General features: G+C 42.7%; 17 protein-coding genes. 3 read left to right on the top strand and 14 right to left on the bottom strand.

Annotated elements, in window-relative coordinates:
- Positions 1-20: 20 nt before the first annotated feature.
- The 12 genes from F2B13_RS14795 to F2B13_RS14850 form a co-directional block, all read right to left on the bottom strand.
- Complete coding sequence (locus F2B13_RS14795) at positions 21-1,820, bottom strand: hypothetical protein (protein ID WP_232625251.1); 1,800 nt, start codon at positions 1,818-1,820, stop codon at positions 21-23.
- A 241-nt stretch (positions 1,821-2,061) separates the two neighbouring features.
- Positions 2,062-2,970 carry a tryptophan 2,3-dioxygenase family protein gene (locus F2B13_RS14800; protein ID WP_149304562.1) on the bottom strand — a complete coding sequence of 303 codons (909 nt, stop codon included), beginning with the start codon at positions 2,968-2,970 and terminating at the stop codon, positions 2,062-2,064.
- Between the two features lie 9 nt (positions 2,971-2,979).
- Positions 2,980-3,381 (bottom strand): group III truncated hemoglobin, encoded by a 402-nt coding sequence (locus F2B13_RS14805; protein WP_149304563.1) that lies wholly within the window; start codon positions 3,379-3,381, stop codon positions 2,980-2,982.
- On the bottom strand, positions 3,371-4,645 hold the full coding sequence (locus F2B13_RS14810; protein WP_149276559.1) for an acetyl-CoA hydrolase/transferase family protein: 1,275 nt from the start codon (positions 4,643-4,645) through the stop codon (positions 3,371-3,373). Before F2B13_RS14810 ends, F2B13_RS14805 begins: the two co-directional genes overlap by 11 nt.
- A 144-nt stretch (positions 4,646-4,789) precedes the next feature.
- A complete protein-coding gene (locus tag F2B13_RS14815; RefSeq protein WP_149276560.1) occupies positions 4,790-5,494 on the bottom strand; it encodes a sulfite exporter TauE/SafE family protein in 705 nt (234 codons plus the stop codon).
- 65 nt (positions 5,495-5,559) lie between these two features.
- Positions 5,560-6,006, bottom strand: coding sequence for a FixH family protein (locus tag F2B13_RS14820; RefSeq protein ID WP_149276561.1), 447 nt, complete (start codon positions 6,004-6,006; stop codon positions 5,560-5,562).
- A gap of 53 nt (positions 6,007-6,059) precedes the next feature.
- Complete coding sequence (gene ccoG / locus F2B13_RS14825; protein WP_149276562.1) at positions 6,060-7,478, bottom strand: cytochrome c oxidase accessory protein CcoG; 1,419 nt, start codon at positions 7,476-7,478, stop codon at positions 6,060-6,062.
- Positions 7,479-7,631: 153 nt separating this feature from the next.
- Positions 7,632-8,612 carry a cbb3-type cytochrome c oxidase N-terminal domain-containing protein gene (locus F2B13_RS14830; RefSeq protein ID WP_149276563.1) on the bottom strand — a complete coding sequence of 327 codons (981 nt, stop codon included), beginning with the start codon at positions 8,610-8,612 and terminating at the stop codon, positions 7,632-7,634.
- Entirely contained in the window at positions 8,609-8,803 is a 195-nt protein-coding gene (locus F2B13_RS14835) for a CcoQ/FixQ family Cbb3-type cytochrome c oxidase assembly chaperone (protein WP_149276564.1), read from the bottom strand. Before F2B13_RS14835 ends, F2B13_RS14830 begins: the two co-directional genes overlap by 4 nt.
- Positions 8,804-8,897: 94 nt before the next feature.
- Positions 8,898-11,099, bottom strand: coding sequence for a cytochrome-c oxidase, cbb3-type subunit I (gene ccoN / locus F2B13_RS14840; protein WP_149276565.1), 2,202 nt, complete (start codon positions 11,097-11,099; stop codon positions 8,898-8,900).
- Positions 11,100-11,109: 10 nt separating this feature from the next.
- Positions 11,110-11,313 carry a cbb3-type cytochrome oxidase assembly protein CcoS gene (gene ccoS, locus F2B13_RS14845; RefSeq protein WP_149276566.1) on the bottom strand — a complete coding sequence of 68 codons (204 nt, stop codon included), beginning with the start codon at positions 11,311-11,313 and terminating at the stop codon, positions 11,110-11,112.
- A gap of 73 nt (positions 11,314-11,386) precedes the next feature.
- Entirely contained in the window at positions 11,387-13,783 is a 2,397-nt protein-coding gene (locus F2B13_RS14850) for a heavy metal translocating P-type ATPase (RefSeq protein WP_149276567.1), read from the bottom strand.
- Positions 13,784-13,962: 179 nt separating this feature from the next.
- Here F2B13_RS14850 and F2B13_RS14855 point away from each other — a divergent pair, with 179 nt between their 5' ends.
- Positions 13,963-14,598, top strand: coding sequence for a Crp/Fnr family transcriptional regulator (locus F2B13_RS14855; RefSeq protein WP_232623038.1), 636 nt, complete (start codon positions 13,963-13,965; stop codon positions 14,596-14,598).
- Between the two features lie 20 nt (positions 14,599-14,618).
- Here the strand turns inward: F2B13_RS14855 and F2B13_RS14860 are convergent, their stop codons facing one another.
- Both F2B13_RS14860 and F2B13_RS14865 read right to left on the bottom strand, forming a co-directional pair.
- The gene (locus F2B13_RS14860) at positions 14,619-15,953 is read right to left on the bottom strand and encodes a hypothetical protein (RefSeq protein ID WP_149276569.1); all 1,335 of its coding nucleotides are present in this window, start codon (positions 15,951-15,953) and stop codon (positions 14,619-14,621) included.
- On the bottom strand, positions 15,950-17,278 hold the full coding sequence (locus tag F2B13_RS14865) for a hypothetical protein (RefSeq protein WP_149276570.1): 1,329 nt from the start codon (positions 17,276-17,278) through the stop codon (positions 15,950-15,952). Before F2B13_RS14865 ends, F2B13_RS14860 begins: the two co-directional genes overlap by 4 nt.
- Positions 17,279-17,565: 287 nt before the next feature.
- Between F2B13_RS14865 and F2B13_RS14870 the strand changes: the two genes are divergently transcribed.
- Positions 17,566-19,404, top strand: coding sequence for an SLC13 family permease (locus F2B13_RS14870; RefSeq protein ID WP_149276571.1), 1,839 nt, complete (start codon positions 17,566-17,568; stop codon positions 19,402-19,404).
- Between the two features lie 82 nt (positions 19,405-19,486).
- Positions 19,487-21,151, top strand: coding sequence for an alpha-glucan family phosphorylase (glgP, locus tag F2B13_RS14875; protein ID WP_149276572.1), 1,665 nt, complete (start codon positions 19,487-19,489; stop codon positions 21,149-21,151).
- Positions 21,152-21,165: the final 14 nt, after the last annotated feature.

The following is a 21,165-nucleotide window of genomic DNA, read 5'->3' on the forward strand; positions in this document are numbered from 1 at the left end:
ATACCAATGAACAAACCGTGCTATGAAACCGTATTTCCTGCTCCTTGTTCCCAATATAAGGGTAGCGCTTCCAATACCCGCAGGCACTCTTCAAGTGGTATGGTCATACGCTGCTTTTGACTATGGGCCGAGAAAAGCTTTTTGTAATAGGCAATACCGTCGATAAGATTCTTTTGGAATAGGACCAAGTATTTGTAGTGTTTTTCTGTAGGTTCTCTTTCGTAATCTGCAATCTGTTGTTTTAAATAATCAATGTATATTCGAAGTTCTTTGATGAACATATTCGGCCGATCGGTACTCTCGATAATATTCTTACGTCCGTATATATGGTCGATCATAAGCTTCAAGGAAACCGGCTTAGAAAAGTAGGCCATGTTCGGGCCAGGGCATACCGATACCCCTTCGCCTTCGATTTTTGTATCTAGACCATAGGTCAATAGGGCGGAGGTACCGAGACCCACACAGGTGCATGCTTTCTCGGTCACCTTATTAAAGTGGAATTCGTATTCTTTCTTCGAAAGCCCTCTTTCTTGCAGCTCTTGTATTTTTAGATGTTGATATTGTCTTGATGCTGTACAGAGACCTTTGGTTTTGAAATCTTTATTGAGGGCTACGAATTTTTTCGGACAAGGGCTTCCCGGTTTGCCATTGATTAAATTTCTTTCTTTTTCGAGATCTTTGGTATTGCCCCTTAAACTGTGAAAGGGAATACCCAAAGGTGAGATGTTGCTCAGATAAAGGTCCTCTTTCTTCGCGCCTGCCAGTTTTTCAAGTGTGTCACGATCAACAGTCGTCGCTTCGGGAACCAAGAGGAAAGGAGTGCCCCAACCTACAGAATCAATCTGGTAATAGTCTAACAAAAAGTGATGTTCATCAGTGTTTCCGACTCCGCCCTGTGCCGAAATTTTTAAGGACATAGGTTTGTCAGGTGCATACCTATTTTTTTGACCTAGGGCCTTGGTCAATATCTCATGTACCGATGAACGAAGTACCTCGCGATTCTCTTTGAACTGTTCTAAAATAGGTCCTAAAAGATAACCGTCGGTTGCAAAGGCATGGCCACCACAGTTAAGGCCTGATTCGATACGATACTCTGAAACCCATAAGCCCTTTTTTGCCAAGAATTTACCTTGAATAAGGGCAGAACGGTAGTCGCTAACCTTAAGTACTATTTTCTTTTTAGGCTCTTGATCGGGATGGGGATAAAAGTCTTCGAACTGTTCGATATAGCTATACAACCTAGGGTTCATGCCTGCAGAAAGAATCATTGAAGAGTTCAATGTGCTATTTGCGAAACCTCTGAGTGCGGCATGCGCATCGTTGAATTCAGAAGGTAGTTTTTCCTTTTTTGAATAGTTGTCCTTATCGACTTTGGTCATGATGTTTACGTCAATACTGCCTATTCGCATATTATCTTTTGCCCATGCAAGGAGCTCTGCAACATCTCGACCGCTGAGTAACCGTTTTTCAAATTCGGCTTTGATAGGCGCACTGTCTGGAAGCATATCGAAATATCCCTTGAAATTTTTGACCGTTTCCGTATTTTTATGTCGAAATGCTTCGAATTTCTCTTGTGCCAGTTTGTGTATGAGGTTGAGGTATGCTGTGATGCGTTTCGCCCTAAAATCTTCTGTTTTATCAGTGATTTCTTGATAAGTTTCGCCAGACTTTGCACAATACATTTTCCTTAATCTTTCCAATAAAATATCATCGACCAACGAGATAACCGAGTCTATACCGAATTGGGAGACCTTCAAGGGCGTATCAATCGTAAAACCGATACCCATGACTGGAATATGGAAAGAATGTGCGTTTATCATACCAACTTTATTTGTGTCTTGGTGCTCCTCGGTAATCATATGGGCGATGTGACCAAGGGTGCAGTTGAAAGATGTAAAATTGGGGCTTTTAGCCGCTTCAAAACATGATATTTGTCAAGTTTTACTTCTTCACCTCTACCTTAACAAAAACAAAGAATTATGACCTGAAAAATACGACTGAACTATGCCTGATAGTCGATACGTCGAAAATCTCACTTTTAGTACCTAGTACTGATTTGAATTAAAAATGTTCGGTGCCCCACTTGCTTTTTTCTTCTTTAGACCATAATGAAGGAAAAAATCTACGTTGTTGATATTTTGGATGTAGGTATTTTTTCCACTCGGAACCTCCGGTAGCCGTTTTGTTTTCACCCTTACTGTTCAGATAGTGTTCTGCGGTGCGTAGATGAACCAGAGGCCATTCGATATTGTACAAACGGTCGAATTCCCTTAATTTTTCTTTTAGGGCCTTTGAAGGCTTCGATAGTTGGAGCAGTCTGTCTTCTACCGTTTTATTCCGAACCTTTTTGGTATGGGCAACAAGGCTTTCGAGATACCTTTGTTCAAAATCAATAAGCGTCAATGTTTTTTTACCGGTTTTACGATTGAAACCCGCATCTTTCCAATATAGGTGTTCAAAAATAGCTTCGATATTGGGTTTTGTCCCCATCCTTTTTTTACCATCTTCATTGACCAGATTTTCCAAGCGGGTACAGGAAAGCTCAAGAAAACGGAACTGTGCGCTCTGAAAACCACTGGCCGGTGTCAATATAGTTCTAAAGGAGTTGTAATCGTTATAATCCATACCATCTCTCATGATGTCAAAAGATGAAATAAGCATATTCGTATAGCGAATAAGCCGCCCTATTTTTGTGATAAGGAATTTTTCGTCAAGGTCTTTTTCGTCAACGATTTGTTCGACTTCATGACGCATCATCTTTAGAAGAAGTTCGGTTACTTGATGATACATTATGAAAACGGTCTCATCTTTAAAATGTGTTCGGGGCTTCTGTAATGATAATAATGTATCTACTTCAACGTAATCCCAATAGTTTATAGGTTTGGAATGGTAAAGGCCTTTGAGATAGGTTTCATGGTTTTCTCCCAGGTCACTATACTTTTTTTCGATTTTCTTGTTTATATCCAAAATAGGTTGGGCTTATTTATTTCTGTGCCGATAAATTTCTAAGAATAACATAGTGCTCATTTTTTGAGCCCTGTTCTTGGCGATCCAAGCCCTCTCTCCCTCAAAAAGGCTGTCTATGGTCTCAAACCAAAGATTTAGCCAGAGCCCAAAATGTTCGGATGTAATGGTCTGGTTCATCTTCTTATCAACTTCTTGATGCTTGGTTATAGGGTTGCCTTGATATTTTCTTTTCAAGAAGAGTTGGGTTTCCCAAAAATCAGTCAAGAGTTCAAAATGGCCTTCCCAATCTAAAATTATGGTATTGAAAAATGGGCCTAATTCACTGACTTTTCTGATTTTTTTGTAAAAAGAACGTACAAGCAGGGCTACATCTTCTCTACTTTCAATATTTCTCTTTGCCTGTTTATCCGTCATTTCTAAAACGTTGGTATGCCGATTTTTCAAGTGCTTCCCGATGATTGGGGTGGGCAATGGAAATTAAGGCCTTTGCCCTTTCCTTAAGGTTTTTCCCGAAAAGGTTGACGACGCCATATTCTGTGGCCACATAATGAACATGGGCACGAGTGGTCGTTACCCCGGCTCCTTGTTTTAAATAGGGTGTTATCTTTGAAATTCCCTTGGCCGTAACCGAGGGTATAGCAAATATAGGTTTTCCATCGCGCGACAAAGAAGCGCCGCGAATAAAATCCATTTGTCCACCTACTCCAGAGTATTGTCTGCTACCAATGGTGTCAGCGCAGATTTGACCCGTTACATCAATTTCGATGGCACTATTAATAGCAGTTACTTTAGGGTTTTTCCGAATAATCGCAGTATCGTTGGTGTAGCCTGCCTCCTTGAAATGCACCAGAGGATTATCGTCGATAAAATCGTATAGTTTTTGCGAACCAACCGCAAAACATGTGACTATTTTGCCGGTTTTGATTTCTTTGTCCTCTCCGGTAATCACGCCATTTTCGATGAGTGGTAAAATACCGTCGGAAAACATTTCGGTATGGATTCCCAACCGTTTGTGATTACCCAAATTACTTAATACGGCATTGGGAATGTTGCCAATGCCCATTTGCAGGGTCGCCCCATCGTCGATAAGATTTGCAATGTTTTTGCCGATCGACTGTTCGATAGTTGAAATAGGTGCTATATCATGTGTATGAATGGGAACACTAACTTCTATGGCACAATCGATCTTGTCGATATGGATGATACCGTCGCCATGGCTTCTAGGAATAAAGGGATTGATCTGTGCGATAACTTTCTTGGCCGTTTGAACAGCAGGTAATGTTACATCTACGGAAACCCCTAAAGAACAAAATCCGTGCTTGTCAGGAGGGGAAACCTGCACCATGGCGACATCTAAGGGTAAGATATGCTTTCGGAACAATAGATGTATCTCGCTTAAAAAAATGGGAATATAATCACCGTACGAACTATTCACCATACCCCGCACATTGCCACCAACAAAGCAACTGTTCATACGGAAGGTCTTATTATAAGGTTCGCGGGTATATTTGGCATCTCCTTCAGTATGAATAGAAACTATTTCTATATCCTCTAGTTCATTATACCGTTCGCATAGGGCATCGATCAGGGTGTTCGGGGTCATTGCTGCACCTTGAAAGAATACTCTATCTCCTGATTTTATCATTGATACAGCCGCTGCTGTCGAAACTATTCTCATGTATATCTGTTAAACTTTTAAAAGTGCAAATATGAGAAGGATTATTTTGGCAAAACATGAGTATTATCAGGGTATACGTTTTGGGTTTTTATAATGCGTATCACGCATCAAGGACGTATAAATAGCAATTGGCTTTTATAGAAATCAATTATGGCATTCCATCTCCGCAGAAACGACTTCTGTTATGGGTTTTGGGGAAAGGTATGGAATTCCGAGCCCTAACCCTCGTAAAATAAAGAGCGTTCCGATAACCACGACGAAAAAGGGAACCAATTTGCGCACGCGATGGCGCATCTCTCCTTTTAATAGATTACTAAAATAGATGGCCGTACTCATCAAGGGAACAGTTCCTAGGCCAAAAAGCACCATATAAAGACTTCCCTGTAAAGCACTTCCCATGGCTATGGCTCCGAACAGGGCCATATAAACCAGTCCACAGGGAAGAAATCCGTTTAAAAAACCGATGGTCAAGAAGGTGTCGGGGGACTTTTTTTTAAGTTCTTGGCCCAATCGGTTTTTAATATGCGCAATTCCTTTATAGAGGGGTTTCGAAAGATTGTATTTGTTGAAGGTTTTATACGGAACCAGCACGACTATAATCATCAAGATGCCGATGGCCAAGGATAGTTTTTGCTGCATCCCGAATATAAAGAGCCCCTTTCCCAATAGTCCGAAAACGAGACCAATAATACCATACGAGAACAAACGTCCGGTATGGTAAAGAGCGATTTGCCCAAACTTTTTAAAATTATTCTCACGGCTTACGGGAAGCATAAAAGCAATGGGTCCGCACATACCTATGCAATGGAGGCTTCCCAACAATCCTAATAAGAGGGCCGATAGTATCATGGCATAACTTTTTCAACTATTTTCTATACAGGAAATTTTTTTTAACCCATTTTATACAGAACGTATTAATACATGATGCTTTCTTTATGCAAGAAGTTCTTTCCCTGATGCTCCCATGTAATTTTTATGTCCCAACGACCATCCAAAAGCTGTTTGTCAGGTATGAGCAAATGTGAATTGGATAAACTTATGGGTAAGTCAAAATCCAAGTGCTTGTTGGATGGTCTATATAGGGACACTAAACCAGTTGAGCTAGTTGGTTCGCTTCCGTCCGGGAAGGTCACCAGTAAACCTTCTGATGTTTTTTCTATTTTAAGCCTATTTTCCAGGTTGTGGGCATTGATTTCGGCATCGATTTCTTTTTGATAACCGAGTTCGGCCTTATAGTATTCTTCAGTGACCAAATCGTGGTCGGCTCGATGATCCGTTGCCATTCGAACAACGAAGAACATGATAAAAGCTATAAACCCTACAAAAGCTATTACGATACCAATTCCCCAGTTAAATTTCATATTGTCCGTTTTTTGCCATCAAGCTCAATCTGATGGGCATTTACTCATTCTTTCTAATTATAACTTCTCGGTGCTAGAAAACGCGCAGAGGTAGTTTCGATCAATTCATTGTCACTGTAAATTCCTATTTTGAGTTTGTCTTTGTCGCCATTCAAGGCGGCAGCATTGATTTCTATAAATAAGGTGCCCTCAGATAGGGCCTCTGCCGGTACCTCGAAATTTTGTTGTGGCACCAGTTTAATATTTCCCTTATGCGATAGAAGTTCAAAATGTACATTGTCTATATTACTCGTAGTCTTGTTCAGCAGTTTATAGGTATATACATTGCTGATTATATTTCCTTCCTTGTGCTCATATAACTGCCCAGGCAGTCTCAGAATATTGGCCTCAAGATCGTTCCTCAGAAAAAGCATTCCTATCAATACGCCCGTTAAAATGATCAAAACAGCCGTATACCCCTTTAACCTGGCCGTGAACTTGAATTTCTCCTTTTTGGTAATTTCATCTTCACTAGCATATCGTATGAGCCCTTTGGGGAGGTCGACTTTTTCCATGATGGTGTCACATTCATCGATACAAGCCGTACAGTTTACACATTCGAGTTGCGTTCCGTTTCTAATATCAATACCGGTGGGGCACACGTTAACGCATTGAAAGCAGTCGATACAGTCACCGAAACCTAAGGCTTCGCGATCCTCGTTTTTCCGCCACTTCTTTCTTCCGTTTACGGCTTCACCCCTTTTGTGGTCATACGCGACGACAATCGATTTGTTGTCTAAAAGTACCCCCTGCATGCGCCCGTACGGGCAGGCTATAATACATACCTGTTCCCGAAACCATGCAAATACAAAGTAAAACACCAAGGTAAATATCAGAAGCGATACCATGGTGCTGATATGCTCGAGGGGGCCATCAGTGATATATTCGAGCAATCGGTCACTGCCGATTAAGTAGGCCAAGAACACATTAGCGATCAAAAATGAAATGATAAAGAAAATAGACCATTTTAGAATCCGTTTTCGAATCTTTTCGGCATTCCACGGTTGGCGGTCGAGCCTGATTTGTGCTCCACGATCACCATCTATCCAAAATTCAATTCGTCGAAAGACCATCTCCAGAAAAATGGTCTGGGGGCACATCCACCCACAAAAAATACGTCCGAAAGCAACGGTAAATAGCGCTATGAAAACCACCCCTATGATCATCGATATTACAAAAAGATGAAAATCTTGAGGGTAAAACGGGAACCCGAAAATATTAAAACGGCGCTCTAGCACATTGAACATTAAAAACTGGTTGCCGTTAATTTTGATAAATGGCGAAAGAACTAAAAAGGCCAATAGAAAATAGCTGACATACTTTCGGTAACGATAGAATTTTCCACTTGGTTTCTTGGGAAAGACCCAGGCGCGTTTACCAGCCTCGTTTATGGTACCGATGGAGTCCCTAAAGTTTTCTTGGTCTTGTGCCATGATATTCTACAATTATCAATCTTAGTCCGATGAGGAAATTCGGTCCGTACTTCTTAGGTAATGGGTTTTCTTTGCTACGTTACGTGGAAAACAATCTTGCATCTTCAAAAATCGATTCCTTATTTTTTCAAATGATGAGCTGTCCCAACCGAACTATTGGATGACTGTTCCCCCGTCATCGATGGTTTTCTTGAACTCAAGGGTGTCAATTTCAACTTCTACTTTTATGGAATCGACGGGTGGTGCGTCAGTGGCCATATGTGGGTCGATGAATATCTCACCTTCCGGAGCTTTCGGGTTGGCTGGTGTGGTTCCTTGAAAATTAAGAACATAACTGGCAACCTGTGCTATTTCGGCCGGTTTAAGGGTCTGTTTCCAAGCAATCATACCTTTACCGTCCCGTCCACCTTCTGAAATCGTATTGAAGACATTTTTGATGCCGCCACCTAGAATCCAGTTTTGGTCGGTCAGGTTGGGACCTATTCCTCCACCGCCGTCAGCCATATGGCACGCCACACAATTCGATTCAAAAATAGCCTTTCCTGCGGCAATGTCAGATGCATCAGAGAGTATCTCTACGGTGCTTGCATCTACAAGGTCTTTCGCGTTCTTCTTATATTCGGCGATTTCGGCCTCGGCCAACTTCATTTCGGTCAGGTATTCCGTATCTTGATCATAATCGTTAAAGATGTGAAAACGTACAAGATAAATGACTCCGAAAACTATTGTCGCGTAGAACATCCATACCCACCACGGGGGTAATGTATTATCTAATTCCCGGATACCGTCGTAATTGTGGTCGAGAATGATTTCGCCTTCTTTTTCAATAGGCTTTGAACCGAGCATCTTTTTATAGATTTTCTTGCCCCATTTCCATTCCCAGTTTTGGCTTTTAGACGCCAAATACCGTTCTTGGGCCTCTTTTGATAGGGTTTGGAACATTACATTTTCTACCGATTGCAAGATGAGCTCAATGGCTATCAGTAGTAATAATACCATCAACATGAAGAACTGGGTTATTGGGTATTCTATGATGGCCGGTTTGTCTCCTGAATCGATAAAATATTCCATCAGTCCTAGAATGATGAAAAATAACACGGGGATTCTAATCCACCAAGGTACGTTCGTTTTCATAATACTTCTTCTTTAGATTGGTTGTCATTCTCTAGAGGCAGTTCGCTTACTTCTTTGATATAGCTTTTTGATGCGGTAAAGACCCACCAAAAAAGCAGTGCAAAAAAGACGAAGAAAATAAGTAGCGAAATCATCGGGTATGTGGCGATACCTTCGATACTTTCCATATGGTTTTTTACAAATTTCAACATAATTTTTATTTAGATAGGAACTCGTGAATCATGGGGCATAATGGGCTTCATGGTTTCATTTGCCCTTTTTCGAGATGATTCGTCGTTTCTTTTCTTATTTGTTTTCAGTTAGCATTTCATCAGTTCCCTTTATTTTAATATCGGTGCCTAATCGCTGCAAATAGGCAATTAGTGATACGATTTCCCTGTCGCGCATCTCTACGAAATCCAGTCCATTTTCTGCGGCATATTTCTTATCGGCTTCATAAGTCTTGGCGAAGTCAGGATCGGTATAAAGGTTTTTTTCTATTTGTTCTGCTTGAGTAGCCATGCTGGCTTGGGCATTGGCTATATCTTCTTCCGTATAGGGAACACCCAGTGAAACCATGGCTTCCATTTTAGCCTTCACCCCACTACGGTCGTGTTCGTTGCGTACCATCCATTTATAGGAAGGCATGATTGAACCTGAAGATGTACTCTGTGGGTCGTACATATGGTTCAGATGCCAGTTATCTGAATATTTACCGCCAACACGCAGCAAATCCGGGCCGGTTCTTTTGCTTCCCCAGAGGAAAGGATGGTCGTACACGAATTCACCGGCTTTAGCATACTCACCGTAGCGTTCTACCTCGCTCCTAAAGGGCCTGATCATCTGTGAATGGCATCCCACACAGCCTTCACGAATGTAAAGATCCCGGCCTTCGAGTTCCAAGGGAGTATAGGGTTTTACACTGGTTATGGTAGGAATGTTCGATTTCACGAGAATGGTGGGCACTATTTGTATAATACCTCCAATAAGGATGGCTACCGTAGCCAATATGGTCAATTGCACGGGTTTCCGCTCCAACCAGGTATGAAATGTTTCTCCAGCGATTCTATGTTTAGACACTCTGGTAAGTGGCGCGGCTTCGGCCAATTCGTCTTCTACTTTACTTCCGGATTTAATGGTCACCACAACGTTATAAATCATCACACAAGCACCGATAATGTACAAGCTTCCACCAATAGCCCGCATCCAGTACATGGGCATAATTTCGTTAACGGTCTCCAAGAAGTTACCGTAAACCAAAGTACCATCGGGGTTGAAGTCCTTCCACATTAAGGCCTGTGTAAAACCAGCTACGTACATGGGCAGGGCATACAATATAATACCCAAGGTACCTATCCAAAAATGGAAGTTTGCCAACCCAATGGAGGCCAATCGCGTTTTGAACATTTTTGGAACGAGCCAATAGATCATGCCAAAGGTTAGAAAGCCGTTCCAGGCCAAGGCACCTACATGCACGTGGGCGATAATCCAATCACTAAAGTGTGCAATGGCGTTCACATTTTTCAGGGAAAGCATAGGGCCTTCAAAGGTCGCCATACCGTAACCGGTAATTGCGACTACCATGAACTTCAAAGTAGGGTCGGTTCGCACTTTGTCCCAAGCTCCGCGCAAGGTCAGAAGACCGTTGATCATACCCCCCCATGAAGGAGCGATCAACATCACGGAAAAGGCGACCCCGAGATTCTGGGCCCAGTCTGGCAGAGCAGAATAGAGCAAGTGATGGGGCCCGGCCCAGATGTAAATGAATATCAGGGACCAAAAATGAACGATCGACAAACGATAAGAGTATACCGGACGATTTGCCGCTTTTGGAACAAAGTAATACATCAAACCTAAGAATGGTGTAGTCAAGAAGAAGGCTACCGCATTATGACCGTACCACCACTGTACCAGTGCATCCTGAACACCGGCATATACCGAGTAGCTTTTCAGGGCACTTACGGGAAGTTCAAGGCTGTTGAAAATATGAAGAACGGCCACGGTTACGAAGGTGGCGATATAGAACCAAATGGCTACATACAGGTGTCGTTGGCGCCGTTTGATCATCGTACCGATGAGGTTTACCCCAAATGCGACCCAGACGAGGGCAATCGCCAAATCGATGGGCCATTCCAGTTCTGCATACTCCTTCGACGTAGTATAGCCCAAGGGTAAAGTAATTGCCGCGGCAACAATGATCAATTGCCAGCCCCAGAAATTGAAATTGCTGAGTGCATCGCTGAACATTCGTGCCTTTAGCAGGCGCTGGGTCGAATAATATACCCCGGCAAAAATGGCATTTCCCACAAAGGCGAAAATAACCGCATTGGTGTGAAGGGGTCGTAATCGACCAAAACTGAGCCATGAGATGCCATCGGTCAAATTCGGAAACATGAACATGAAGGCCAGAAGAAGCCCGACCGACATCCCTACAATTCCCCACAACATTGTCGCGTAGAGAAACTTTTTTACGATTTTGTTATCGTAATAAAACTGCTGTACTTCCATAATTAAAAAATTAGTCTTTTAGTTGGATTTGATTGCTATCACTTTGGGTACTACTTGTTTTCTTGGATTTGACCAGTTCGTCTTCAAAGAGCATACGCACTGAAGGAGTGTAGGAGTCATCATATTGACCACTTCTGACCGAAATGATGAAAGCGGCAAAAAAGATGACCGCAACAACGATGCTTATGGTCAATAGCACATAAATAACACTCATACCTTTATTTGAATTTAGGTGTAAAACTACATTGGGACAACGTTACTATTTATGACATTTATCATGTTAGTGACTATTTTAGATTCTTTCCCAATAGGTTGGTCGCGATGGTAGTGAAAGCTACCACACTTATCGAGCTCAAAGGCATTAAGATAGCAGCTATCACTGGCTGCAATTGGCCCGTTATAGCAAAATAGAGTCCAACCAAATTATAGGCCAATGATAGCGCAAAGCTGAACTTTATGATGTTCATTGCTTTTTTTGAAGCTAAAATATAGTGATAAAGCTGATCGAATTTTGAGGCATCAAGAATACCGTCGCAGGCAGGTGAAAAAACATTAACGTTTTCCGATATGGCAATACCCACTTCGGCTTGAGCCAATGCGCCTGCATCGTTTAAACCATCGCCGACCATCATTACCTTTCTACCTTGGTCTTGCAACGCTTTGACGAATTCAAGCTTGTCGCGTGGCTTTTGGTCAAAATATAGGGGGGTTAGTTTTGGCAGCAATTGTGCTAAACGCTCTTTTTCGCCTTCATTGTCCCCTGATACTACGGCGAGGTCCATGGTCTTGGACATTTCATCAAACACCTTTGATACGCCCGGTCGATACCTACTGTGAAAAATATACTTTCCCTTGTAGTCGTCATTGCTACTAATATGTACAGAAGTATTGAGCCCTTCCGATACTTGATGGTCGCCTACAAATTCTGCGGACCCTACTTTAATCTGGCTTCCGTTCTTGCTACCTTTAAGCCCTTGCCCGGTGTGCTCTTCATAATCATCCAAAGTATAGATGTTCTGCTCCGCCAACACGTTATAAAGGGTTCTGCTCAAGGGATGGTTCGAAGACCTCAATGTATTTTTAAGCAATGAGGTTTCTTCGTCGGTCAAGGGCATACCTTCGTATGTGGCGGTATGTTTGGTAGGGGTCGTTAGGGTTCCTGTTTTGTCGAAAATGGCCGTGTTTAGCTGTGCTAATTGTTCAATGGTCTGGGAGTCTTTTAGATAGAATTTTTTTCGCCCGAAAATACGGAGCATATTACCTAGGGTAAATGGTGAGGCCAGTGCAATGGCACAGGGGCAGGCAATGATGAGTACTGCGGTGAAAACATTAAGCGCCATGGTAGGTTCATAGTACAGCCAAAAGGAAGCTGCCACAAAGGCAATAGACAAAACTACCAGTGTAAACCGCTTGCCTATACTGTCGGTAAGAGTCTGAAACCTACTGGCCTTATCTTGTTGAAAAATGGAATTGCTCCACAGCTGGGTAAGGTAGCTTTGTGACACCGATTTAAGCGCCTCGATCTCTATGGAACCCCGTAGCTGTTTTCCTCCCGCGAATACCTTATCGCCGAACCCCTTTTTTATGGGTTCAGATTCGCCGGTAACAAAACTGTAATCGATTTGGGCGTCTCCTTCGACCAGTATGCCATCTACGGGTATTAGCTCTTCGTTGCGGATCAACAATCGGTCTCCCTGTTTAATCTCGTTGACCTGAACACTTTCTTCTTTTCCATCCGCTAGTATGCGGGTGATGGCAATGGGAAAATACGATTTGTAATCCCGTTCGAAAGAGAGGAATGAATAGGTTTTTTGTTGAAAGAAGCGGCCCAACAATAAAAAGAATACCAAACCGGTAAGCGAGTCGAAAAAGCCGTTGCCCCAATCGAACAAGATTTCCAGAGTGCTTCTCAAAAAAAGCACCAAGATGCCCAAAGCTATCGGCAAATCGATATTCAACATCTTGCTTCTGATTCCTTTAAAGGCCGATACAAAATAATCGCTTCCGGCATAAAAGACCACCGGCAATGAAAAGGCGAACATCAACCAACGGAAAACACTCTCGTATTTGTTCAGCCAGAATTCGCCGCCATCTGCAGCGCTACTCGAAAGATCGAAATAATCTGGAAAGGAGAGAAACATGACATTGCCAAATGCGAAGCCCGCAACGCCGAGTTTATAGATTAGACTTCGGTCAACGCCCTTTTTTTTGTTTTCAATATCGTCCAAGCTTATATAGGGTTCGTAACCGATCCGAACGAGTAAAATGACCAGTTCCTTCAACGAAATTTTAGATACGTCGTAGTTTACCCTCAGTGTTTTCTTAGGAAAATCTACTACAGAGCTCGAAATAAATGGATTGAGTTTGTTCAGGTTCTCAAGGGCCCAAATGCATGAGCTACAATGAATGTGTGGAATATAAAGGGTGATGATCTGAAGATGGCCATCATTAAATTCGGTCAGTTTTTCAACAATCGAAGGGGTGTCCAAAAAATCATACTTGCCCTCTACAAGTTTAGGGGTGGCCCCTGCAGCTGATTGAAGGTCGTAGTAGTATGATAGATCATTGCTCTCAAAGATTTCATAGACGGTCTTACATCCGTTACAACAGAAATCCCTTTCATCGAACCGCACGTGTTCACGTGCGCAATCATCTCCACAATGAAAGCATTTTTGGTTACCCATATTTCTGATTTGCTAATACCTAGCACAAAATTGGGAAGTTCATGGCGCCCAGAATATGATAATTATCAGGTTTTGCTTAACTTGTAGGTATTACTTTTGTTAAGTCAGGTATAATTATTTTAGTAATGGAAAGCAGGTGTGAAAATTGTATAATTCGTCAATTCAATTCCTTGCGGGCTATGAGCAAAGAAGAGCTCAAGAAAGTCTCGGATTCCAAGGTCACAAAAAAGGTTAAAAAAGGCCAGCCCCTCTTTGAAGAGGGCGAAAAGCTCGATGGTGTTTTTTGTGTAAGGAACGGTGTTTCGAAACTCTCAAAACTGAGTGCTAACGGCAAGGATCAAATTGTCAAATTTGCCAGCAAAGGCGAGGTTATAGGACAGCGTTCGGTTATCGCCGAAGAATCAGTAAACCTTAGTGCAAGGGCCGTAAGCGATATGGAGGTCTGTTTCATTCCGAAAGAAAGTATTGTGAACCCGTTGCATACCAATCCTGATTTTACCTTGGAAGTATTGCGCCATATGGCTCATGATCTCAAGGAAGCAGATGATGTTATCGTGAACATGAGCCAAAAAACGGTAAAACAGCGTATGGCGGAAGCTTTTCTCTACCTAAAAAATAATTTTGGTGAAGACCAAGATGGCTTTTTGATATTGACCCTTTCCCGAGAGGATATCGCTAATGTTATTGGTACGGCGACCGAGTCGTGCATCCGTATCATTTCTGAGTTTAAGAAAAAAGGGTACCTGAAAACATCTGGAAAAAAAATAGGGATTACCGACGAGCGCAAACTTCAAGATTTGGCCGAGGGGTTTTAAATTTCCTTCCATTAATTCATCTAGTTCAGTTGAAATTGATATTGTAGTACGAACATCCATTTTCGGCTATTCAGTCTTGGTCGTTTCTCTGAATTAGCTAAAATGGGCCTGTTTTGGGCATTGAATGTAAATTTGGATGCATGCCCCTGTAGATACCAATTCAACCCTAGGTCGAAGTGGAAAATAGGGGATGCCAGCGCTTCAAAATTCGAATATTGACCGGAAATATAGGGTTGTAATTGATTGATTGCCTTGTATCTCTGGGAGATGCCAAAAAGATATCCCAGCTGTCCGGCAAGGGCTTTACCTGTTCCGGAAACCGGAAAGGCATTTCCCGTTCCATTAAAGGATGCCTCTTCAGGTTGTATGCCGTTAGCGGGGTTATTGGCCCCGATCAGTCTGATATAATTTGGGCCAAAATCAAAATTATAAAACCCTAGGTATACCGTAACGGCTTTTGTAGGCAAGCTTCGAAGGGGCAGGTCTAAAAATAAATCCCCTGAAAAAAGTTTCATGTGGTGAAAGGTTTCCCGGCCGTCGATTAGAGACCAAAGGGCATTGGGGCGATACGTAAATCCAGTGCCTATAGTTAGTATTTTCTTTGTTCCTAAATATGTGCCTCGATGAAAGGGGGCTTGGTTGCTTTCACTATCCCAGAATTCATACTTTACATATCCCGAGTACTCAAGGTGCGGTCGCCGGTCGGTGAATTTAGCGGTTCCCTCTACGGGATTGGGCTCGAACAAGGTACTGTTACTCACCGATAGTGGCTTGGCCGCTATGAAGCGGTAATCGAAGGCTCCGAGTTTTCCTTTTATATAAAGTCCAAGCTTCCGGATGAGGTCGTCGGTATTGCCTAAGGTGGGAAGGGCAATAAAACTGAGGTCGTTCATCATAAAATTTGATGAGCTTGGTGAGGTATAGCGGGATAGTCCGTTCCATGCCGATTTACCACCCCCCAGAGTGAGAAATTCAGATATTTGGTATTGTATATGCGCATCGAGCAGGTCTATGGAGGTACCTCTAGGCGATAGGTAGTTTAGGTTATTGATACCCAGTCTAAAAGTGGCCGAGACTCCTTTCCAAGGTATGGCCGAAACTGTCGCCCTGAATTTTCGGATGGAAAGATCAACGGTGTTGTTTTCCTGAATACCATTGACCGTGCTTCCCGGATTGTTTTGGTTGATACGGGTCCATAATTGAAGGTACGTGCTAAATTGGATATATGTTGTTTTCTCTTCATTCATATAATAGCGTAAGGGCTTGTTATCAAATGGGTGTTGAGCAAATAGCACATGTGTCGCCAAGATCATTTGAAATCCCAAAAAAACTAGGTACTTGTGTATAACGCTCATTGCAGTCGAATAATATATTGTGCGATTACACACCATTTGCGGTCCGCGTAGCGTATATCTTCGTTATCTCTTGTAAAAATGGGTCGACTTTGAAAATTGACCGAGAACTTCGATAGATGACCTTTAAGCAACCAGTTTAAGCCAAGGTCATAGCAAAGTACAGGGTCTTTAAGTCGTTCAAAATCGGAATATTGAACCGAAACATAAGGTTGTAGTTGGCCGTAGTTTTTCGTGGCGCCCATATGTGGGAATGCATAACCCAATTGTATAAAGTAGGAGTCTCCCGTGCCTATAACAGGATACGCATTACCTGGACCATTGAACGATGCCGATGGTTCATCGATATCGATAATGGGATTGTTGATTCCTGTATTTCTTAAGTAGTTGGGGCCGAAACCATAATTGAAGTATCCGGCATAGGCCGTGAAAACAGTATTGTTTCGACGGTTGATAGGCCGGTCTAAAAATACGTCTATGGCCCAGAGATTCATATCGTGTAATCTTTGGGCTCCATCCTCCATGGAGGCGAGTGCCTGACCATGATATTCATGACCTATCCCGATATTCAATACTTTTCGCTTACCGAGATATGAGCCGTTTGAAAAGGGTATGTCGTTCGGTTCGGCATCCCAAAACTCCCATTTCACATAGGCCGAGTACACTAATGTGTTGCTTTTATCCTGAAATTTGGAGATGCCTTCTATCAATTCTCCGTCAAAGCCGTTTCTTTTGCTCGGCAAAAACGGTTTGGAGGCGACGATACGATAATCCAGCTTTCCTAACTTCCCTTTGGCATAAATGCTCAATTTGCGAATAAGGTCGTCAGTTTCATCGGCCGTGGGTAGTGCCAAGGACAAAAGATCATAACCGAGCAACTTCGACGTATTGGGGGCAGAAAACCTCGAAAGACCTGTCCAGGCGGTCTTTCCTGCTCCTATACTAATGACTTCTGAGAAATAATATTCGGCATAGGCGTCAAGAAGGTCGAGTGAGGTTCCCCTGGGCGAGAGATAGTTGAGGTTGTTTATGCCCAATTGTACGTAGACCCTAAGAGCGTCGGATAATTGAGCCTGAAAACCAAGCCTAAAACGCCTTAAAGAGAGGTCAAGAGTATGTTCCTGTGGTTCCTCTGATAGCAGACTTCCGGGGTTATTTTCATTGATTCTGGCCCAAAGTTGGGCATAGGTATGAAAAGCTATCCAATGGGAAGCATCTTGATTTAAACCAAAGCGAAGCCGGTCATCAGATGGTTTTAGGGATAAATTCCCTTGTCCTAAGGTACAGATCGTCCATAAGACGAGAAGTGTCGATGATAGCATTTTCATGAATATTGTCCTTTGAGTTTGGCTATGGTGGCACCGGTTCGCTTACACAGGATTATCTATTTTACACCGGCAATAGTAATACTGGAAAGTTTTTAAAAACATGATTCTTGTCATCATTCTACCCAATACATGAAGTTATATTTGCATCGTCAAGGTAATATTCTGGGTAAAATGTGAGAAGTTGCCCGGGCCAGCGTATTTATCGCGATGCTCGGGGATACGAAGTCTTTCTATTGCATTACTCAACTCTTTTTGAACCGGATTTATCCACATTATAGGCTTGTACTATGATTGTATTACTGATTGTATTGGCGATTACCATTTTACTCTTTGTATGGGGAAAATTTCCTCCTGATGTGGTCGCCCTCATGTCGATGTTGGCGTTATACCTTTTAGGCATATTGGACATCACGGACACATTAAGCGGATTTAGCAACCCTACCGTATTAATGATCGCCGCCCTATTTATTATCGGGGAAGGTCTTTCTAGAACCGGTTGGACGGCTTTAGCCGGACAAAAATTTGTGTCGTGGGCGGGTAAGAGCACACGTAAACTTCTGGTCATTGTGACTTTCGGATCAGGAGTGCTTTCCGGCTTTGTGAGTAATACGGGCACTGTGGCCGCTCTGTTGCCAGTAACGGTTTCAGCAGCCTGGAAAGCGGGTACGCTACCCTCTAAACTATTAATGCCGACAGCTTTCGGCTCGAATACCGGGGGACTGTTGACGTTGACAGGAACTCCACCGAATATCATTGTAAGCAATACGCTATCTGAAAATGGTATGGTAGGTTTTTCATTTTTTGAATTTGGTTTGATTGGCCTCCCTTTGCTACTACTTGCTATTCTTTATTTTAGATACTTGGGTTACCGATTGTTACCGGACCGTAAAACCGAAAATAGGCCGGTCAATATTGATTCCGAAGTGCATAAGTGGATAGCCCATTATAGTATTGGTGAAAATATGTACCGCTTGCGTATTCGATCGATGTCACCGTTGATCGGTAGCCAGATCGGGGATTGGGATTTTGAAAAGAATTATAACGTTTCCATAATGCGTCTTAGACGTCGTCACCCTAGCCTTTTGAAAGGTACTGCTCCGTTCGTCGAACTGCCCGAACCCGATACCGAAATGCGCTATCATGACATTATCACGGTAAAGGGAAGTACGGCCGACATCGATAGGTTTATCCTAGAGTTCAAACTTGGAGTAATTCCTAATGAGTTTAAGCCATCCGAGTTAAAGGAGGAATTGATCAACCAAGAAATAGGAATGGTAGAAATGATTGTTACCCCGACCTCTTTCTTCGTAGGAAAAACCATTCCACTAGGTAAATATTTGAAAAAGTCGGGGGTTCAATTATTGGGTGCCTCACGTGATGGAAAGCCACTTTCAGATAAAAATATTACGATAAAGGCGGGCGATGCCTTTGTGGTGCGGGGGTCCTGGAAAAACATCGATACCTTAAAAACCGTGTACGAAAATCTGGTAATTTCCGGAAGTCCGGAGGCCATGGCAAAAGATGTAGATCAATTGACCTTACGATCATATATAGCATTGGGAACGTTGGTTTTGTTAATTGCCCTTTTGGTTTTCAACTTGTTGCCCGGTGCCATTGCCGCCCTGATATGTGCCGGAATCATGATGCTTACCGGATGCGTGCCTATTGCAAAGGCTTACAAAGGCATTAGCTGGACGAGTGTTGTGATGATAGCGGCCATGATTCCCATGGGCATCGCGTTGGAAAAAACGGGAACGGCTACCTTGATTTCCAATGGCCTTGTACGTTATCTCGGGGAAATTCATCCGTTATTACTTCTAGGGGGTATTTTTATTACCACAACCGTATTTAGCCAGACGATCAACAATTCGGCAACGGCCGTCTTGATGTCCCCAATTGCATATTTGGCGGCGGTTTCTATGGGTGTTTCCCCGGAACCTTTCCTCATAGTTGTGGCGATTAGTGCCTCTACCGCATTCCTGACTCCTGTTGGAACGACAACGAATGCCATGGTGATGGGGGCTGGTGGCTATCAATTTATGGATTATGTAAGGGTGGGTGGTCCGCTATTGCTGTTGTTTTTTGCCTTGAGTATGCTGGTGGTGCCCCTAGTATGGCCCTTTTAGAAAGTAAAAAATTAAAGAAAACCTGAAGTTGAATTAACATTTATAAAAGTAAAGGAGATTAAGTTGTTTAAATTTTTAGATTATGAAACAATCAATACATAGTAAGACGGTAAACCGTGTCTATAGCAAATGGCATCATCCATACGAGATTTCAAAACCATTTTCGAAACGAACTGCCTATTTCAGTATGGAGTTTGCCATTCATCAAGGCCTTAAAACTTATTCGGGAGGGCTCGGGTTTCTGGCAGGCTCGCATATGCGATCCGCTTTTGATCTAAAACAGAATATAATCGGTATTGGAATGCTCTGGAAGTACGGTTATTACGACCAAGGACGTAACCAAGATCAGACCATGAAGACCGAGTGGGTAGAAAAGCATTACAGTTTTTTAGAGGATACAGGTTTGGAGGTCGAGGTACAGGTACACGACAACCCTTTTGTGAAGGTGAGGGCATTTGTTCTCAAGCCTGAGATATTCGGTTCGGCACCTTTATATTTCCTTACTACCGATGTCGAGGGCAATGACTATTTGTCTAGAACAATCACGGATTATCTCTACGATGCGAACGAATTGACCCGTGTTTCTCAAAGTATTGTACTCGGTATCGGCGGTGCTAAGATTGTAGAAGCGTTAGGAGGTGCCGATGTGTACCATCTCAACGAGGGTCATGGTCTGCCTGCCTTCTATTATTTAGAGAACGAAGCCAAAAAATGCCAGAAAGTTTTTACCACGCATACCCCTGAAAAGGGAGGTAATGAAGAACGCAATGCCTATCATTTGAATCAATGCGGTTTTTTTGGGAAGTTTCTCTCGCACGAAGAACTCAATCGAAGAATGACGAACGGTGATAATGTCAACTATACCGTTGCGGCACTCCGTATGGCCAAGAAGGCCAATGCCGTTTCAAAATTACATGCTAAAGTTTCGGAGCGAATGTGGAAGGACTTCGAAAATACGACCAAGATTATTCCGATAACTAATGCCCAGAACCAAAATTTCTGGCAAGACCCAGGAATCAAAAAGGCATGGAAGAAGAAAGACGTTAAAGATCTTGCAAAACGAAAATCGGAACTGAAGTCCCTACTTTTTGAAGAAGTCTTACAACAGACCGGAAAACTATTTGAGCCTAATATTGCTACCATCGTATGGGCCAGACGGTTTGCGGGGTACAAAAGGGCCGATCTTTTGTTGCACGATATGGAGCGATTTGAAAAACTAATCAAGAACGACAAATATCCGGTACAAATTATTTGGGCGGGAAAGCCGTATCCGATGGACTATTTTGCACTGGATACCTTTAACAGACTGGTAAGATTTACCAAATATCGACCCAACCTAGCCGTACTAACGGGCTATGAGATGGAGCTTTCCCAAAAATTGAAAACGGGTTCTGATATTTGGCTTAATAACCCTAGAATTACACGTGAGGCCTCAGGGACCAGTGGTATGACCGCTGCCATGAACGGATCGGTAAATTTATCGACGAATGATGGATGGATGCCCGAATTCGCGAATCACGGCGAAAATTGTTTTGTACTGCCGGAAATATCATATGACCTGCCTGTAGAGCGACAAGATGAAATCGACTGTTACCATCTTTACACTATCTTGGAAAAAGAAGTGCTGCCCACGTTTTACGATAATCCCGTAAGATGGAATGAAATTGTTTGTAATGCCATTGATGGGGTCGTTCCAGCGTTTACAAGTGCAAGAATGGCGACCCAATATTACAAAGAGTTGTACTGACCAAATTATAAGCT

It is taken from the genome of Pareuzebyella sediminis, assembly GCF_008367235.1.
GTDB lineage: Bacteria > Bacteroidota > Bacteroidia > Flavobacteriales > Flavobacteriaceae > Pareuzebyella > Pareuzebyella sediminis.

Coding starts and splice junctions, on each gene's coding strand:
- F2B13_RS14795 (WP_232625251.1), bottom strand. CDS start 1,820: ATGATAAACGCACATTCTTTCCATATTCCAGTCATGGGTATCGGTTTT.
- F2B13_RS14805 (WP_149304563.1), bottom strand. CDS start 3,381: ATGACGGATAAACAGGCAAAGAGAAATATTGAAAGTAGAGAAGATGTA.
- F2B13_RS14810 (WP_149276559.1), bottom strand. CDS start 4,645: ATGAGAATAGTTTCGACAGCAGCGGCTGTATCAATGATAAAATCAGGA.
- F2B13_RS14815 (WP_149276560.1), bottom strand. CDS start 5,494: ATGATACTATCGGCCCTCTTATTAGGATTGTTGGGAAGCCTCCATTGC.
- F2B13_RS14820 (WP_149276561.1), bottom strand. CDS start 6,006: ATGAAATTTAACTGGGGAATTGGTATCGTAATAGCTTTTGTAGGGTTT.
- ccoG (WP_149276562.1), bottom strand. CDS start 7,478: ATGGCACAAGACCAAGAAAACTTTAGGGACTCCATCGGTACCATAAAC.
- F2B13_RS14830 (WP_149276563.1), bottom strand. CDS start 8,612: ATGAAAACGAACGTACCTTGGTGGATTAGAATCCCCGTGTTATTTTTC.
- F2B13_RS14835 (WP_149276564.1), bottom strand. CDS start 8,803: ATGTTGAAATTTGTAAAAAACCATATGGAAAGTATCGAAGGTATCGCC.
- ccoN (WP_149276565.1), bottom strand. CDS start 11,099: ATGGAAGTACAGCAGTTTTATTACGATAACAAAATCGTAAAAAAGTTT.
- ccoS (WP_149276566.1), bottom strand. CDS start 11,313: ATGAGTGTTATTTATGTGCTATTGACCATAAGCATCGTTGTTGCGGTC.
- F2B13_RS14850 (WP_149276567.1), bottom strand. CDS start 13,783: ATGGGTAACCAAAAATGCTTTCATTGTGGAGATGATTGCGCACGTGAA.
- F2B13_RS14855 (WP_232623038.1), top strand. CDS start 13,963: ATGAGCAAAGAAGAGCTCAAGAAAGTCTCGGATTCCAAGGTCACAAAA.
- F2B13_RS14860 (WP_149276569.1), bottom strand. CDS start 15,953: ATGAGCGTTATACACAAGTACCTAGTTTTTTTGGGATTTCAAATGATC.
- F2B13_RS14865 (WP_149276570.1), bottom strand. CDS start 17,278: ATGAAAATGCTATCATCGACACTTCTCGTCTTATGGACGATCTGTACC.
- F2B13_RS14870 (WP_149276571.1), top strand. CDS start 17,566: ATGATTGTATTACTGATTGTATTGGCGATTACCATTTTACTCTTTGTA.
- glgP (WP_149276572.1), top strand. CDS start 19,487: ATGAAACAATCAATACATAGTAAGACGGTAAACCGTGTCTATAGCAAA.